The following is a 15,604-nucleotide window of genomic DNA, read 5'->3' on the forward strand; positions in this document are numbered from 1 at the left end:
TGTGTGGAAACTGGTTATTGTTATGTGCCTGTTCTTATCGGCTGAAGTTGAACTCTTTGTATCCCGATCAGCTATTTAAAGTTAGTGCCTAAATCAGAGCTTATCCATATGTGTATCCTTGTCAGGTGGCTACAGGAAACGATCTGGACGATTGGTGAAGATTCCATCGACCCCCATGCTGGCTAGTTTTTCATAATCTTCATGATAATCAACGGTATAAACTAGAACCCTTAATCCGCGTTGATGTGCATCTTCCACCAGTATCCGGTCGACAAAATCCACGTCGCAGTTAAGTGACCAGGCCCCCAGCTCATCAGCAAACAGCGCCAGGTTGAGTGGCAGATTGGCGGTCAGGGCGCCGAGGCGGATATCGGGCCGCAAGGCGGCAAATCGGGCCAGCTCCGGGTGATGGAAGGACGAAACCACCCACTGCTCTGGGGTAAAACCAAGCTCGGCCTCTGCCCTTCGGGTCAGGGCTGCCACCGCATCGGCGGTATGGGCGCCCTTGAGCTCGATATGCAGCTCGCAGCGTCCGGCGATGATCTCCATCACCTGCCACAGGGTCGGGATCACCTCTCCCTCACCGGCATCAAGCTGCTCCAGATAGGAGCGGGATTGCTCGGTCAGTACCCCCTTGCCATTGGTGCAGCGCTCCAGCCGCCGGTCGTGGAAGACCCACAACTCGCCATCGGCCGCCTGCACGTCGATCTCGATGGCTGATGCTCCCAGCTCCAGCGCTTTGGCCATCGCCTTGAGAGTGTTTTCGGGGGCCAGGCCGCTGGCGCCACGGTGGGCAATAATCTGCATGTTCTGCTCCTTTTACCTCGCGGATCAGCCGCGGCTCAGGTGAATATCGATCTGTTGATGGGGCAGGGTAAGTCCCTGCTGCTGCATCTTCTCCAGCACCAGCGAGTGAACCTCGTGAGTGATGGGCATCCGGTGATCCATGTTGTTGACGTAGAGGCGGATCTCGTAGATCAGTGCCGAGTCGGTGAATTCGATCAGGAAGACCTCTGGCGTCGGCGTCTCCAATACCAGGGTCGATGCCTGGATGGACTCCTCCAGAATGCGCTGCACCAGTTTCGGATCCCGGGTCAGGCCGATCCGGATCCGCAGTTTGACCCGGGTTATCGCATCGGAGAGCGACCAGTTGATGAACTGTTCGGTGATGAAGGCCTTGTTGGGCACGATGATCTCCTTGCGATCCCAATCCACTATGGTGGTGGCCCGGGTCTTGATCTTGGTGACGGTGCCGGTGAGATCGCGGATGGTGACGGTGTCACCGAGCCGGATCGGCTTCTCAAACAGGATGATGAGGCCGGAGACAAAGTTGGCGAAGATCTCCTGCAGACCGAAACCCAGCCCCACCGAGAGGGCGGCGACCAGCCACTGGGTCTTCGACCAGTCGATGCCCAGCATGGAGAAGCCGGTGAGGGCGCCGATCAGGATCACCAGATACTTGCTGGTGGTCGTGAGGGCAAAGCCGGTACCCGGGGAGAGGCTGAGGTGTTGCAGCAGGGTCAGCTCCATCAGCCCCGGTAGGTTGCGGGCTGTCACCACGGTCAGAATGAAGACGAAGGCGGTCAGCATCAGATCCTGCAAGGTGATGGCCGAGAGCTGCTCGATGCCGCCAATCTTGCTGCTTACCTGCCACACCTCGATATTGCTGAGGAAGCTGAAGGCGGAGTTGAGATCCGACCATTGCACCACCACCAGCATGGTGAAGCCCAGCATCAGCAGGGTGCGCACCAGTCCCAGCGACTGGGCGCTGATGGTATCGAGATCCAGCTCAGTCTCTTCCACCACGTCTGGGGTCTCGGAGCTGAGCTCGTCATGCCCCTCTTCCCGGCCGCGCTGGGCCAGGATCTCGGCCCGCTTGCTCTTGGCACGCTCGAAGGCGAGGCGGCGGCGCTGGATCAGCATCCAGCGTCTGGCCAGATAGTAGATCAGCAGGCAACCCAGCCCCATCAGCAGGCTCAGCTCCAGCTGGCGCAGCAGGGTGCGCGAGGTATAGAAGTAGCCAAACAGGGCGCCGATCACCGCCAGCAGCGGCGCCAGCATCAGGCTGTTCCAGATGAAGTGGTGCAGCAGATGGGGCTTGGTCATGTCACTCTGGCCCCAGGTGAGCGGCAGCCGCTCCCGGTTGAGGCGGGCAAAGAACAGCAGCAGCCAGAGTGCACCGATCATGAAGGCCATCCGGCCGAGGGAGTCGTAGAAGGCGTGCTCCTGATAGCTGTTGGCCATCCCCTGCACAAAGAAACTCGGGATCAGCACCAGCAGCAGGGTGCGAAACTGCCCCCATACCTTTTGCACCTGTTCCCGGGGCCAGCGGAAGTGGTGGATCAAAATCCCCCGCTCCAGCGTCAGATGGCGGGCCATCACCAGTGCCAGCAGCAGAAACCAGATCTCGCCAAGGCCGCGTGCTACCGCCACCGCAAACGGGTATTGCCAGGCCCCTTCGAGCAGGCCGCGCACCATCAGCACCATGGCGGGCAAGGGGAGGGCGGCAAGCAGGGAGCGCAGCAGCAAGCGGCTGGTGAGGCTGAATTTGTCCTGGGTCACCTTGCCGATCCGCGGCGCAATATGGTCGCAATAGAGGCTCAGGTGACGGGCCAGCTTGAACCAGCTCCAGGCCAGCACCAGCAGACCAATACCGGCTAGCGTGAGGCTCAGCGGGCTGTTCTCGGCGATGGCATAGGGCAGTTGCAACCAGTTGTCCGGGTTGAAGGCCAGGGTCAGCGCGGCAGGAATACCGAGCATCACCTGTGGGGTAAAGGGGCGCACATCCGGCATCCAGAACAGGTGGCTGGCGCTTATTTCGCGGATCTCGTCGATCTTGCTGTTCTGGCGGCTGTATAGAAGCTTGAGACGAGTCTGCTCCTGAATGAGGGTGTCTGAGGCGTCGTTGAGCCGGGTCAGCAGTTGGCGCCGGGCCTTGAGCAGGTTGTCGAGCACCGCTTGCTGTGGCCGATCGAGCGTCACCTCCTCTTCGGCCATCAGCTTGTCGCGCAACTGGCGGGTATCCTTGAGCCCATCCTGCTCGCTCTCGTACTGGTACTTGGCCATGCGGGCGCTGACGATGGCGGACTCCAGCTTGTCGAGGGGGAACTGGGGAGGCAGATCGGAGAGTTTGCTGCGCAGGTTCTCGCCGTAGGCATTACTGATCTGCAGCCACTCCAGCTGTTCGCGCACCGAGTTGACCAGCTCATTCAGCTCAAACAGATTTTTGTCGACGCTGCGCTGCTCATCCTGCACCCGCTCAATCTGATCTTCCAGTGTGCCGAGCTGGATGGAGAGCGCCTGATTCTGCTGTTGTTGCTCCAGAAGCAGCGGCATGTCGGTGGTGAGCTGTTTGCGCAGCCGTTCGCTCTCCTCCAGCGCCTGCTCGGTCTTCTCCCGCCGCAGTTGGTTCTGCTGGGTCAGCAGGCTGGCTTGCCACTCATCCTCGTCGGCGATGGCCAGATTGAGCTGTTGCAGTTTCAGCTTGCCGAGATCGTTGCGCTGCTGGGCAGAGAGCTGCTCCAGCTCCAGCATCTGGATCCGGTCGGAGAGGCTCTGCTCTTTCATTCTGGTCAGCAGCAGCTGTGCCTCCTGCTGGCGATCCGATTCGCTGCTGAAGCTCAGTCGCTCCAGCTGGCTGCGGGTCAGTTGCAGCTGTTTGCGCAGATCATCCACCCGCAGGTGATACTCCTGCCCGGTACTCTCTAGCTGGTTGAGGCTATCCATCACCCCCTGCCGCTCCTTGCGCAGGTTGAGCTGGCGGTTGCTGCTCAGGCCTATGGCCTGGCGCAGCGCCTCCTCCTTGAGGCTCGCCAGCGGCGGGCGAGCGGCGGGCTGATAGTTGTGCAGGCTCTCCTTGAGCCGTGCCGACTCCTTGGGGTAATCGATAAGGATCTGCTGATAGGCTTTGCTCTGCTCCCGGTAACGCTCGGCCTCTCTGGCAAATTGCAGCGCCTGCTGGTAGCTCTCCCGCAGCTTCTGGTTTTCCGGGGTATCGCTCTTGGGCACGCTCTGCAACAGGGATTCGGCCTGGGCAATGGCATCGTCGGCGCGCACGGCTGGCGGCAACAAGATAAGGGAGAGCAGCAAGAGGGTGAGCAGGCGTTGCAACATGAGGCTCGTTTCCGTTCAGAAGAGGTGGCCCTAGCCTAAAACAGGGCAGGGAGGCGGGTAAAGCAGTCTATATTAATGATTCATAACACAAATAACAGGAAGTCGTGCTGCCGTTTCGCTATGATCCCGGCCGCTTTCTCTCCACCGAGTCGAATATGTCAGCTGTTGATCTGGGCACAGCCCCGCTATCTCGCCTTTTCTGGCGTTACGTAACCCCGACCGTGGCGGCCATGCTGATCACCGGCATCTATGTCACCATCGATGGCATCTTCGTTGGCCATGTGCTGGGTCAGGATGGCATGGCCGGTTTGATGCTGGCTTATCCCATCTGCGCCGTGCTCTATGCGGTGGGGGCGCTGATCGGCATGGGGGCCTCGTCGCTGGTCTCCTTCTATCTGGGGCAGGGCAACCCGGCCAAAGCCCGCCATATCGTCGGCAATGCGCTGGTGATGGTGTTGCTGGCCTCGGCACTGCTCAGTTTTATCGGGATCCGCTATGGCGAGCCCATGCTGGCCTGGATGGGGGCGGAGGGGGAGATCTTCACCGCCGGGCTCTCCTACCTGCAGGCCTACGCCTGGCTTGGCGTCTTTGCGGTGCTGTCGATGGCGTTCAGCTCGCTGCTGCGCAACGATGGCCGCCCCGGATTTGTCACCCTCATCATGGTAGTCGGGGGGCTGCTCAACGTGCTGCTCGACTATCTGTTGATGGTGGTGTTTCCGTTCGGACTGGCCGGGGTGGCGACGGCCACCATGCTCTCCCAGGCAGTGACGGGCCTTGCTTGCCTGTGGCACTTCTTCACACCGCGTAGCCAGCTGCGGATAAGTTGGGACACCTTGCGCCCCGATCTGCGGCTGATGGGCGAGACGGTGCGCCTCGGGGTCTCCAGTTTTCTGATGTACCTCTATCTCTCGGTAGTGCTGGCGCTGCACAACAAGGCGTTGCTGGCGGTCGGCACTTCGCTGCATGTGGCGGCCTACGGGGTGATCAGTTACACCGAGGCCTTCTTCTATCTGGTGTTTGAGGGTATCGCCATGGGTATCCAGCCCATCGCCAGCTTTAACGCGGGCGCCGGTCACTGGCGGCGGGTGTTGCGGATCCGCAATCTGGCACTCGGAGTGACGTTGGGGATCGCCCTATCCGCGATGATCCCGCTCTATCTGTGGCCGGAGGCGGCGGTCTATCTGTTTGCCGGGGACAACGCTACCTTGCTGCCGGTGGCGAGCCTCGGGATCTGGCTCTACTTCTGGGGGCTGCCGATGGAGGGCTTGCTGCTGGTGGGGGCCACCTACTTCCAGGCCATCAATCGGGCCCGCATCGCCTCCCTGCTCACTGGTGGCAAGCTGGTGCTGATCGGCGGTTTCTTGTGGGGATTCTCGACCCTGTGGGGCGTGCCCGGGGTCTGGCTGGCATTGCCAACGTGCAGCTCATTGCTGGTGTTGGTGATGTGGCGGGCGATGCGTCGGGAGTCCGGCGCCCACGCGCTGGCCGGATAGGTAATCAGGTTCGACGTGCAGATAGCAGACAGGCAGCCATGGGCTGCCTGTTTTGTTAGAGGATGTTTTGTTAACGGGCTCTGCCGATTCAGGGCTTGAAGGCACCGATAAAGATGGCGGGATCGACCCGGGTGTCGTTGAGGCTGACGTTCCAGTGCATATGGGGGCCGGTAGCGCGGCCGGTCGAACCGACTCGCCCGACGATGCCGCCACGCGGCAGGCTCTGGCCGAGCTTCACATCGATCTTCGACATGTGGCAGAACATGCTGATGAGCCCCTGACCGTGGTCGACAAAGACGGTATTGCCATTGAAGAAGTAGTTGCCGATCAGGATCACCTTGCCGGCGGCGGGGGACTTGATCGGGGTGCCGGCGTCCACGGCGAAGTCGAGGCCGGAGTGGGGATTGCGCTCCTCGCCATTGAAGAAACGACGCAGGCCAAACGGGCTGGAGAGGGGGCCGTTGACCGGCTTGTCGAACATCAGGTTGCTCGGCTGGTTGGGGCTGAAGGTCTGGTAAGCCCGGGTCTGCTCCGCCAGCTCTCGGTTGATGCGGGTCATATCCTCGGCGAGCGGATTGACCTGACGGCTGTTCTTGAGCTTGATGTGCTGCTCGCGGTAGTGCTTGGGGGTCACGGTGAAGCCGAGAGTACGGCCATCACCTGTGGTCAGTTGCTGGGCGCCGGGCGTGCTTTTCAGAGAGATGCCGACGATGGCGATCCACTGGTTGTCTTCGCGCACTACCAGCACGGGCTTGTCGTGATAGCGGGCCGTGGGGGCAGTGGGTGACGCGCCAAGAGGGATCACCGCAACGCCACCTGGTACCGGATGGTTGAGCAGGCGACTGATAAAACCCTCGGCCAGGGCCGACTGGCTGGCCAGTAACAACAACAGACAACACACAACTCTCATGACGATACCACTCGATGTTAAAGCGCCCGGGATGGCGGGATGACAACCCCCTGTCCGGCATTCGTCGATCACTAAAGGGTGATCACGGCACGCTGGCCACGACAGGCGCGGCTGGGGAAGGGGGCAGATTGTGCCTCGTTATGGTCGGGGCAGCCAGAGGCGGGGCGTGGCTGACGCCCCCTTTGCGCACCACTCCGGCCCGGTACACGACAGGTCGTGGCTGGCTCTGGGTTCGCAGCGGGTTCGATATCTTCAACAAGGGTATGGGGATCAGCGTGGCCATGGTGTTGGTCTGGTTTATGGTGGGCATGCTGCTGGAGCAACTGCCGGCGGGTGGCCTTATCTCCCAGCTGCTCTACATGGTGTGGGGCGCGGGTTGGGTGGCGGTCGCCGCTCGGGGTTATCGGGGGGAGCCGCTGCAGTTTGCCGATCTCTTCGCCGGTTTTCGCCACAAGCTGACCCCGCTGATGCTAGGCGGTCTGCTGGTGTTGCTGCTGTTCAGCCTGGTGGGCCTCGTCTGTCTCGGTCTGCTCTCCATGTGGGGGCTGCTCCCGCTGCTGACGCAGGATCCCGAGAGCATGGTGGTCTCAGCCAGCCAGTTGCAACAACTGCTGCTGGTATTGCTGGTGGGTATGCTGCTTATCATTCCCGTGCTGATGGGGGTCACCTTTGCTCCGGCGCTGATCTACCACCACGATATCGGCATCATCCAGGCGGTACGGCTGAGCTTCTTCGGCTGCTGGCGCAATATTTTTTCCTTCTTCTGGTGGGGGCTGCTCTCAGCCATTTTGTTGCTGTTTGGCGCTGTGCTGTTGCTGGTAGGTCTGCTGGTGGTGATCCCGGCGCTCAACTACTCCATCTATGTGGCTTATCGGGATATTTTCCTCGACGAGAGTGCGCAGCCGGAAGCGCCGCACTCAGAACCATTCGGATTTGAAGCCTGATCAAGGGATCAGAGTGAAGAAGGGGCCCGCAGCGGCCCCTTCGTTATGTTTGGGTGTGCGGAGTGCTTACTCCTGCCAGATGGGATCCGCCGCCATGCGGGCCAGCAGAAAATCGAGGAAGCTGCGCAGCAGTGGCGACATCTGCTTGCGGGTGGCATACACCCCGTAGACCCCGAGGCGCTTGGGTTGCCAGTCGGTCAGCAGGGGCACCAGTTCCCCACGCTCCAGATAGGGTTGTGCCGAGTAGCGGGGTTGCAGGCTGATCCCGGCACCTTCAAGCGTTGCTTCCAGAAGCAGGTTGGAGATATTGGCGCTCAGGTTACCGCTGACCGGCACTGACTCGGGACCGTCCGGTCCATTGAACTCCCACAGGCTCTTGCCAAAGTAGGTGTAGGTGAGGCAGTTGTGCAGCGCCAAATCCTGCACCTTGTGTGGCATTGGATGACGGGCCAGATAGGCCGGGCTGGCACAGACTACCGAGTGGCAGGTGCCGAGACGACGCGCCACCAGATTGGGGTCGAGGTCGTTGGTGATGCGCACCGCCAGATCGATCCGCTCCTCCACCAGATTGACGGTTCTGTCGAGCAGCAGAATGTCGATGGCCGTCCCCGGGTATTGCGCCAGATAGTCGTTAGCAGCCCCGACCAGCAAGGCTTCCGACAGGGAGTAGCTGCTGGTGATCCGCAGTTGTCCCTTGGGGGCGTCATCCCCCTTCACGGCGATCTGCTCCATCTCTTCGCCGAGCGCCAGCATGGCGCGGGCCCGGTTCAGCGCTTCCTCTCCCGGTCCGGTCAGACTCAGACGACGGGTGGTGCGGTGCAGCAGGCGGGCGCCCATCCAGCTCTCCAGCTCGGCCAGATAGCGCGACACCATGGCGCGCGACATATCCAGTTTCTCTCCGGCGCCGCTCAGGCTCCCCTGTTCGACTACGCTGACAAAGACCTGCAATGCGGTCAGTCGATCCATGTATGGCTCTCTATATGTTCGATATGTGCAACAGTGATGCGCTTTTTATGCTGTATTTGCACCTTAAGTGATCCAATACACTGTGTCCATCAAATGAACCCCCGAATACTTAATGAGGAATAGATGATGAACAACACCCTGATCCGCAACTTGACTCTGGCGACCACCCTGTTGAGTGGCGCCGCACTGGCCGCCCCCCTGAGCGTGACCGTCTACAACCCTGGCGAGAAGGCGATCTTCCCGGTCTCCTCCTCACTGGTGACCGGTGACAAAGAGGCCATCCTGATCGATGCCCAGTTCGACGTGCAAAATGGTCAGGCGCTGGTCGACATGATCAAGAAGAGCGGCAAGAAGCTGACCACTGTCTATATCAGTGCCGGTGACCCCGACTTCTACTTCGGTCTGGAGCCGGTCATGGCGGCGTTCCCGGATGTCAAAGTGCTGGCCGACCAGCATGTGGTTGACCATATCAACAAGACCAAGGATGCCAAGCTGAGCTACTGGAGCCCGATCCTCGGCAAGGGTGCACCGAAGAGCCTGACCGTGCCGCAAGTGATGACCGCCAGCCACCTGACGCTGGATGGCGAGAAGATTGAAATCAAAGAGATGAATACCCCGAATGCCTACCTCTGGGCCCCTTCCATCAAGACTGCTTTTGGTGGTGTGCCGGTCTACCACGGGGTGCATGTCTGGATGGCCGACAGCCAGACCAAAGCGGCTCGCAGCAACTGGGTCAAGGCGCTGGATAACCTGCTGGCCCTGAAACCCGAGCGTGTGGTACCGGGCCACTTCCTGGGCACTGCTCCCAAAGGCACTGCTGCTGTGACCTTTACCCGTGACTATGTAGAGCGTTTCGAACAGGAGCTGGCCAAGGCGAAAAACTCCGGTGAGCTGATTGAGGCTCTGAAGAAAGCCTATCCGGCACTGCCGGTTGACGATGGTCTGGCCATCGGTGCCAAGGTCAATACCGGCGAGATGAAGTGGTAAGCCACTGAGCCTGCTTTCCCTGTGTTTTTACCGGGCCTAAGGGCCCGGTTTTTTATCCGAGATTGAAGTGAGAATGAAGATGAGCGAACAACAAACCACCCTCCATTATGTCTATGACCCGCTCTGTGGCTGGTGCTACGGTGCCGCCCCCCTGTTGCAGGCGGCAGCCACCATTGCTGGGCTCAAGATCGAGCTGCATGCGGGCGGTCTCTGGCTGGGTAGTCGCCGTCAGCCTATGGGCGAGGCATTGCGTGATTATGTGCGCCCCCATGATCAGCGGATCGAGGCGCTGACCGGCCAGCATTTTGGCGAGCGCTACTTTAACGAACTGCTGCTGCGCGAAGGGTGTCTGCTGGACTCCGAGCCGCCGATCCGTGCGGTTTTGGCCGTCACGGCCTTGGGGGGGGATGGGTTGGCTATGTTGCACCGGATCCAGCAATCCCACTATCGGGACGGGATCTGGATTGGTGAGCCGGCATTTCTCGCCACGCTGGCGGCAGAGCAGGGGGTCAGTGAAGACGCGTTCCAGCAAGCCTATCTGCAGGCCCCATTGCTGCAACATCTGGCAGATAGCCAGGGCTGGATGAAACGGCTGGGTGGTCAGGGTTATCCCACCCTTGGGCTGATGCACAAGGGGCGGGTCACGCCTGTACGGGTTGCCGATTTTCTGGGGGAGCCGGATGCTCTGAGCACGCATCTGCTGGCTCTAATGACATGATGGCTGTTATTTGAACACGAGACCGCTTCAGGAAAGGTGTCCAGGGCCGATAGGCAAACAATCACAGAAACGGTATGAAATCCTTCTGTTTTCCGGGTGCAGGCTATGCTCTATATGACCATTCCCGGTGGATGTTGCGGGAGTGAAGACTCATTTCAAGGAAGCCCTTATATGTTCAAAAACATGTCCATCGGCCAGAAACTGAGTGCCGGATTTGCCATCCTGGCCTTGTTGGTACTGGGCTTGGCCTGGTTTTCAATCAGCCAGCTGGCAAAGCTCTATGGTGATACCGAAACCATCACGGGTAATTTACTGCCTTCTACTCGTCTGGCGAGCCAGATGCATGTTGCCGTGCTGGATGCGCGTCGTTCAGAGTTGGCCCAGGTCATCGGTGGCCTGAACAAGGATGAGCAAGAGGTAAGCGATCGCACCCTGACCTTCAATAAGGCCAAGCAGGAATTTGAGCAAGCAGCCCAAAAATATGGTGCTTTACCTTTCACTACTGGTGAAGAGAAGCAGGTTTATGAGCAGGTGGTTGCGGCGGGGGCCAAGTATTTTTCGGTACATGACCAGCTGTTAAATGCCTTTGCTGCTGGCGATCTGGATAAAGTCAGAAGTCTGCGCAAAAACGAGACTCGTGCCGCATTGGAAGAGGTTGGTGCCAAGTCTTATCGTTTGCGGGAGATCAATAACGAGATTGCCGATGAGATGGTGAAAGACATTGCGGCCATGTATAGCAATGCCAGAACCATGAGCATTATTGTCAGCCTGGTGACGCTGGCTTTTGTGGTGGTGATTGCCTGGCTGTTGACCGCCCAGATCCGCAATCCGGTGATGGCCCTGCTGGAGCAGACCCGCCGTGTCTCCTCCGGTGATCTTACCTCCCGCATCGATATGCAACAGTTCAACAATGATGAACTGGGGACTCTTGCCAAAGGGTTTGGCGAGATGCAGACCAATTTGCGTACCCTGGTCAGTGAAGTCTCGGGCTCAGTGGTGCAACTGAGTTCGGCCACCGAAGAGATGAGCTCGGTAGCAAGGCAGTCAGCGGCCAACATGAGTGCCCAGCAGCATGAACTTAATCAGCTGGCAACCGCGATGAACGAGATGCAGGCTACGGTTCAGGAGGTTTCTCGCAACACCAGCGATGCCGCCAGTGCCGCCACCTCGGCCAGCGAAACAGCAGAGATTGGGGCCAAGACTGTTAATGACTCTATTTTGCGCATCGAGCGGGTGGCGGGGGCCATCGAGAGCACTGCAGTGGTGATCCGCCAACTGGGCGATGATAGCCGCAATATCGGCATGGTGCTGGAGGTGATCCGCGGCATTGCCGAACAGACCAACCTGCTGGCATTGAACGCGGCCATTGAAGCGGCCCGGGCCGGTGAGCAGGGACGGGGTTTTGCGGTGGTGGCTGATGAGGTGCGTACTCTGGCCAAACGAACCCAGGACTCCACCTCCCAGATCAATACCATCATTGCCGAGTTGCAGCAGCGTGCCGAACAGGCGGGCAGTACCATGCAACAGAGTCAGGAGCTGATGAACACCACGGTAGCTACCGCGCGGGAAGCGGGCGAGTCTATCTCCCAGATCAGTGGCTCGGTCAGCAGCATCTCCCACATGAACATCCAGATTGCAACGGCCACCGAAGAGCAGGGCGCGGTGAGCGAGGAGCTCAACCGTAACGTGGTCAATATCAGTCATGCTTCCGAAGAGGTGGCCGCCGGTGCCACCCAGATGGCTCAGGCGTGCAACGAGTTGAACCACCTGGCTACCCAACTGCAGGATATGGTGCGCCGTTTCAGGGTGTAATCCATCGGCGAGTCAAACAGCCCGATTACCGCGAGGTGATCGGGCTTTTCTGTTTTGGAGGGGCAGCCAGAGAGGCTCACTGCAAGTGGATGACTTGTCCCGCCGGACGATATTGTGCATGCTGATGGCCCATTTTCCAGGCAGGACTCTTGCTGTATGAATCTTCGCGATCTCGAATATCTGGTGGCGCTGGATGAGGAAAAACATTTTCGCAAAGCCGCTGAACGCTGCTTTGTCAGTCAACCCACCCTGAGCGGCCAGCTGCGCAAGCTGGAAGATGAACTCGGGGTCATTCTGATCGAACGTACCTCGCGCAAGGTGCTGTTTACTCCGGCTGGCGATGCCATGGCCCATCAGGCGCGTCGGGTGCTCAAGGAGGTGCGCGAGCTCAAGAGCATCGGTCAGCACTTCTCCGAGCCGATGTCAGGGGAGATCCATATCGGTTTTATTCCGACCGTGGGCCCCTACCTGTTGCCCCGCATTATCCAGACCCTGCGTGAGCGTTTTCCCCAGCTGGAGTTCTATCTCTATGAGGAGCAGACCCAAACCCTGCTCAAACGGCTGGAAGAGGGGGAGCTGGATTGCGTCATTCTGGCCGAGATGCCTGGGATGGAGGGGTTTGGTTCAATCCAGCTCTATCATGAGCCGATGTGGTTGGCGGTGCCTTGCCATCACCCCGAAGCACAGGCCAGACAAGTGCCACTCGGCAATCTCAAGGGCAAGAAATTGCTGATGCTGGCCGATGGCCACTGTTTGCGGGATCAGGCGATGGGCTTCTGTTTCGCTGGCGGGATAGGTGAGGATCAACGCTTCAAGGGGACTAGTCTCGAGACGCTGCGCAACATGGTGGCCGCCGGTAGCGGCATGACCCTGGTGCCAAAGCTGGCCGTACCCGCCGATCATGATGAGGGAGGGGTGAGCTATCGTCCTGTGGTTGACCCTGTGCCGGGTCGTACCATCTCGCTGCTCTATCGCCACTACTCGGTACGTCGCCCCTGTTTCAACGAGCTGGCCGCCTCGATCTCCACGCTGATGAGCAAGCAGTTGGCCCAATAAAAAAACCGGCAGCCAAGGCTGCCGGTTTTGTTGCTGCCGCGAGAGCAGCTTAGAAGATATCGTCGGTAGAGACAGGCCCTTCCACATCGGGGTTGTCGCCACCGTAGACCTGATTGCCGTCCGAACTGGGCGCGGCGTAACGGGTCGGCTCGGTCCCTTCCTTGAAGTATTCGTCGGTTCCGCCACTGGTCGCCAGCAGTCCGGTTTCGCTGTCAATCTTCACCGTCATGATCCCTTCGGGAACCGGCATCTTGTGCTCCGGCTGCTTTTTGAGGGCGACTTTCATGAAGTCGATCCAGATAGGCTGTGCAGCGCCACCACCAAACTCGGCACGGCCAAGGCCACGCTGGTGGTTGTCAAAACCGATCCAGGAAGTAGCTACGATGTCCGGGGTATAGCCGGAGAACCAGGCATCCCGCGATTCGTTGGTGGTACCGGTTTTGCCGGAGATATCGTGACGTTTCAGGTCACGGGCTGCACGCCAGCCGGTACCACGCCAGCCGTTGCCACCCCAGATGGCTGTGCTCAAGGTGTCGGTGATCAGGAACGCGCTCTGGGCACTGATGGTATGCGGGGCGATGGTTGGCGCGAGAGGGGTCTGCGTGCCATCTTGTGCTGCGCCATCAACAGTTGGCTCCGGCAGTGTGCTCTGCTCGGACGCCGTCTGCTGTTCGCAATTGTTGCAGGCAATGGCAGGATTGGCCTGATAGAGGGTGTTCTCCAGGCTGTCGGTGACTTTGTCGATGAAGTATGGGGTCACCAGGAAGCCACCGTTGGCCAGTACCGAGTAACCACGCACCACCTCGAGGGGGGTAAATTCGGCTGCGCCCAGCGCCAGTGACTCATGGGGCGAGATGAAGTCGCGGGGGAAGCCAAAGCGTGTCAGACCGTCGATATAGGTATCCAGACCGATGGCGCGCATCAGTCGAACCGACATCACGTTCTTGGACTTGGCCAAACCCAGACGCAGCGGGGTGGGGCCATCATAAACGGCCGGGGAGTTCTTGGGCTGCCACATGGGCCCTTTTGACGGATCCCACTGGTTGATTGGCGCATCGTTGATGAGCGACGCCAGGGTATAGCCGTGCTCCAGCGCGGTCGCATAGAGGAAAGGCTTGATATTTGAACCGATCTGGCGACGCGCCTGATCGACCCGGTTGAATTTGGATAGTTCGAAGCTGAAGCCGCCAACTACTGCTTCCAGCGCGCCATTTTTCGGGTTCATGGCAACCAGCGCGGCGTTGACGTCCGGGATTTGGGCCAGCAGCAACTCTTCGCCCTCTTCCCGCACCCAGATCTGGGCGCCGACTTTCAGTACATCGCGTGCCGATTTCGGGGCATAGCTTTGGCGGTCGTCGGTAATAAAGGAGCGAGCCCATTTAATGCCGTTCCAGCCCAGCTCTGCTTCCTTGCCATTTTTAAGTACCAGTGTGGCGCTACGGTCACCGAGCTTGGTAACTACGGCCGCCATCAGCGGATCATAAGTGGGTTGCTTGCCAAGGTGGGCCACGATCTGCTCGTAATCCCAAGCTGTTTCGCCTGCCTTCCACAACTGGGCCGTCGGGCCACGATAGCCGTGACGCATATCGTAGGCAAAGACGCCATCCAGCAGAGCCTGTCTGGCGGCCCTTTGGCGTTCGGCAGAGACGGTAGTGTAGACGTGCAGGCCCATGGTGTAGGCATCTTCACCAAACTGCTCTACCATCTTCTGGCGTACCATTTCACCCAGATAGGGAGCGTGTAGGGTCACTTCGGCGCCGTGAAAACGGGCCTTGATCGGCATTTTGGACGCTTCGTCAAACTGGGCCTGGGTGATCTTGCCGGTCTCCAGCATCCGACCAAGCACAACGTTGCGGCGCGCAAAGGCGCGCTCGGGGGATCGGATGGGGTTGAGCATGGAGGGGGCTTTGGGCAGACCTGCAATGATGGCGATCTCGTCCAGCCCCAGATCCTTGACCTCTTTACCAAAATAAACCTGAGCCGCAGCACCGATCCCGAAGGAGCGATAACCGAGAGGGATCTTGTTGAGGTACAGTTCGAGGATCTCGTCTTTTGAGAGATTCTGCTCGATCCGCCAGGCCAGGAAGACCTCCTTTATCTTGCGGATGATGGTTTTCTCATTGCTCAGGAAGAAGTTGCGTGCAACCTGCTGGGTAATGGTGCTGGCACCCTGACGGGCATGACCTGATACGGCCCAGACGGAGGCGGCGCGAATGATGCCGATGGGGTCAATGCCGGGGTGCTCGTAGAAGCGGGCATCTTCGGTTGCCAGTACGGCATCGATCATTGGTTGGGGGATTTCATCCAAGCGCAACGGAATGCGACGGATTTCACCATATTGGGCGATCAATTCCCCATCTCGGCTGTAGACCCTCATCGGGGTTGCCAGTTTGACATCACGCAGTGCGGTGACATCGGGCAGTTGGGGTTTGATATAGAAGTAGATACCGATGAGGCTGGCAACACCCAGCACAGCACCCAGCATCATGACAATAAACAGGCGAACGAGCCATTTCAGCATGGAAGAACTACCAATCGTCTTAAATTTAGCCAACGGGCGCAGAGTATAGCCCTTTTGCCATCTGGAATTCGAGGTTTTCCTGTG

The 15,604-nt window shown here is 59.4% G+C and carries 11 protein-coding genes; 6 read left to right on the top strand and 5 right to left on the bottom strand.

Features of this window, described 5'->3' with window-relative positions:
* Positions 1–129: 129 nt before the first annotated feature.
* Positions 130–807: a glycerophosphodiester phosphodiesterase gene (locus G5195_RS06485; RefSeq protein WP_337072443.1), complete on the bottom strand. Its 678-nt coding sequence runs from the start codon at positions 805–807 to the stop codon at positions 130–132.
* A gap of 24 nt (positions 808–831) precedes the next feature.
* Entirely contained in the window at positions 832–4,113 is a 3,282-nt protein-coding gene (gene mscM / locus G5195_RS06490) for a miniconductance mechanosensitive channel MscM (protein ID WP_337072442.1), read from the bottom strand.
* A gap of 155 nt (positions 4,114–4,268) precedes the next feature.
* Between mscM and G5195_RS06495 the strand changes: the two genes are divergently transcribed.
* On the top strand, positions 4,269–5,606 hold the full coding sequence (locus tag G5195_RS06495) for an MATE family efflux transporter (protein ID WP_042082825.1): 1,338 nt from the start codon (positions 4,269–4,271) through the stop codon (positions 5,604–5,606).
* Between the two features lie 88 nt (positions 5,607–5,694).
* On the opposite strand, the gene G5195_RS06500 is transcribed toward G5195_RS06495, so the two are convergent.
* On the bottom strand, positions 5,695–6,516 hold the full coding sequence (locus tag G5195_RS06500; protein WP_421230605.1) for a peptidoglycan DD-metalloendopeptidase family protein: 822 nt from the start codon (positions 6,514–6,516) through the stop codon (positions 5,695–5,697).
* Positions 6,517–6,656: 140 nt separating this feature from the next.
* Between G5195_RS06500 and G5195_RS06505 the strand changes: the two genes are divergently transcribed.
* Positions 6,657–7,460 carry a BPSS1780 family membrane protein gene (locus G5195_RS06505; RefSeq protein ID WP_421235976.1) on the top strand — a complete coding sequence of 268 codons (804 nt, stop codon included), beginning with the start codon at positions 6,657–6,659 and terminating at the stop codon, positions 7,458–7,460.
* A 66-nt stretch (positions 7,461–7,526) separates the two neighbouring features.
* Here G5195_RS06505 and G5195_RS06510 read toward each other — a convergent pair whose 3' ends face one another.
* Positions 7,527–8,426: a LysR family transcriptional regulator gene (locus G5195_RS06510; protein ID WP_167573451.1), complete on the bottom strand. Its 900-nt coding sequence runs from the start codon at positions 8,424–8,426 to the stop codon at positions 7,527–7,529.
* A gap of 126 nt (positions 8,427–8,552) precedes the next feature.
* Between G5195_RS06510 and G5195_RS06515 the strand changes: the two genes are divergently transcribed.
* The 4 genes from G5195_RS06515 to oxyR all read left to right on the top strand — a co-directional run bounded on the left by G5195_RS06515 (position 8,553) and on the right by oxyR (position 12,999).
* Positions 8,553–9,413: a Vmh family MBL fold metallo-hydrolase gene (locus G5195_RS06515; RefSeq protein WP_026035063.1), complete on the top strand. Its 861-nt coding sequence runs from the start codon at positions 8,553–8,555 to the stop codon at positions 9,411–9,413.
* Between the two features lie 73 nt (positions 9,414–9,486).
* Positions 9,487–10,131, top strand: coding sequence for a DsbA family protein (locus G5195_RS06520; protein ID WP_216953053.1), 645 nt, complete (start codon positions 9,487–9,489; stop codon positions 10,129–10,131).
* Positions 10,132–10,302: 171 nt separating this feature from the next.
* On the top strand, positions 10,303–11,943 hold the full coding sequence (locus tag G5195_RS06525) for a methyl-accepting chemotaxis protein (protein ID WP_216953054.1): 1,641 nt from the start codon (positions 10,303–10,305) through the stop codon (positions 11,941–11,943).
* Positions 11,944–12,099: 156 nt separating this feature from the next.
* Complete coding sequence (gene oxyR, locus G5195_RS06530; RefSeq protein WP_257687017.1) at positions 12,100–12,999, top strand: DNA-binding transcriptional regulator OxyR; 900 nt, start codon at positions 12,100–12,102, stop codon at positions 12,997–12,999.
* 49 nt (positions 13,000–13,048) lie between these two features.
* On the opposite strand, the gene G5195_RS06535 is transcribed toward oxyR, so the two are convergent.
* Complete coding sequence (locus tag G5195_RS06535; RefSeq protein WP_257687016.1) at positions 13,049–15,520, bottom strand: penicillin-binding protein 1A; 2,472 nt, start codon at positions 15,518–15,520, stop codon at positions 13,049–13,051.
* Between the last annotated feature and the right edge of the window lie 84 nt (positions 15,521–15,604).

The sequence above is a fragment of the Aeromonas sp. 601039 genome (assembly GCF_049174415.1).
Taxonomy (GTDB): Bacteria; Pseudomonadota; Gammaproteobacteria; order Enterobacterales; family Aeromonadaceae; genus Aeromonas; species Aeromonas veronii_A.

Coding starts and splice junctions, on each gene's coding strand:
- G5195_RS06485 (WP_337072443.1), bottom strand. CDS start 807: ATGCAGATTATTGCCCACCGTGGCGCCAGCGGCCTGGCCCCCGAAAAC.
- mscM (WP_337072442.1), bottom strand. CDS start 4,113: ATGTTGCAACGCCTGCTCACCCTCTTGCTGCTCTCCCTTATCTTGTTG.
- G5195_RS06495 (WP_042082825.1), top strand. CDS start 4,269: ATGTCAGCTGTTGATCTGGGCACAGCCCCGCTATCTCGCCTTTTCTGG.
- G5195_RS06500 (WP_421230605.1), bottom strand. CDS start 6,516: ATGAGAGTTGTGTGTTGTCTGTTGTTGTTACTGGCCAGCCAGTCGGCC.
- G5195_RS06505 (WP_421235976.1), top strand. CDS start 6,657: ATGGTCGGGGCAGCCAGAGGCGGGGCGTGGCTGACGCCCCCTTTGCGC.
- G5195_RS06510 (WP_167573451.1), bottom strand. CDS start 8,426: ATGGATCGACTGACCGCATTGCAGGTCTTTGTCAGCGTAGTCGAACAG.
- G5195_RS06515 (WP_026035063.1), top strand. CDS start 8,553: ATGAACAACACCCTGATCCGCAACTTGACTCTGGCGACCACCCTGTTG.
- G5195_RS06520 (WP_216953053.1), top strand. CDS start 9,487: ATGAAGATGAGCGAACAACAAACCACCCTCCATTATGTCTATGACCCG.
- G5195_RS06525 (WP_216953054.1), top strand. CDS start 10,303: ATGTTCAAAAACATGTCCATCGGCCAGAAACTGAGTGCCGGATTTGCC.
- oxyR (WP_257687017.1), top strand. CDS start 12,100: ATGAATCTTCGCGATCTCGAATATCTGGTGGCGCTGGATGAGGAAAAA.
- G5195_RS06535 (WP_257687016.1), bottom strand. CDS start 15,520: ATGCTGAAATGGCTCGTTCGCCTGTTTATTGTCATGATGCTGGGTGCT.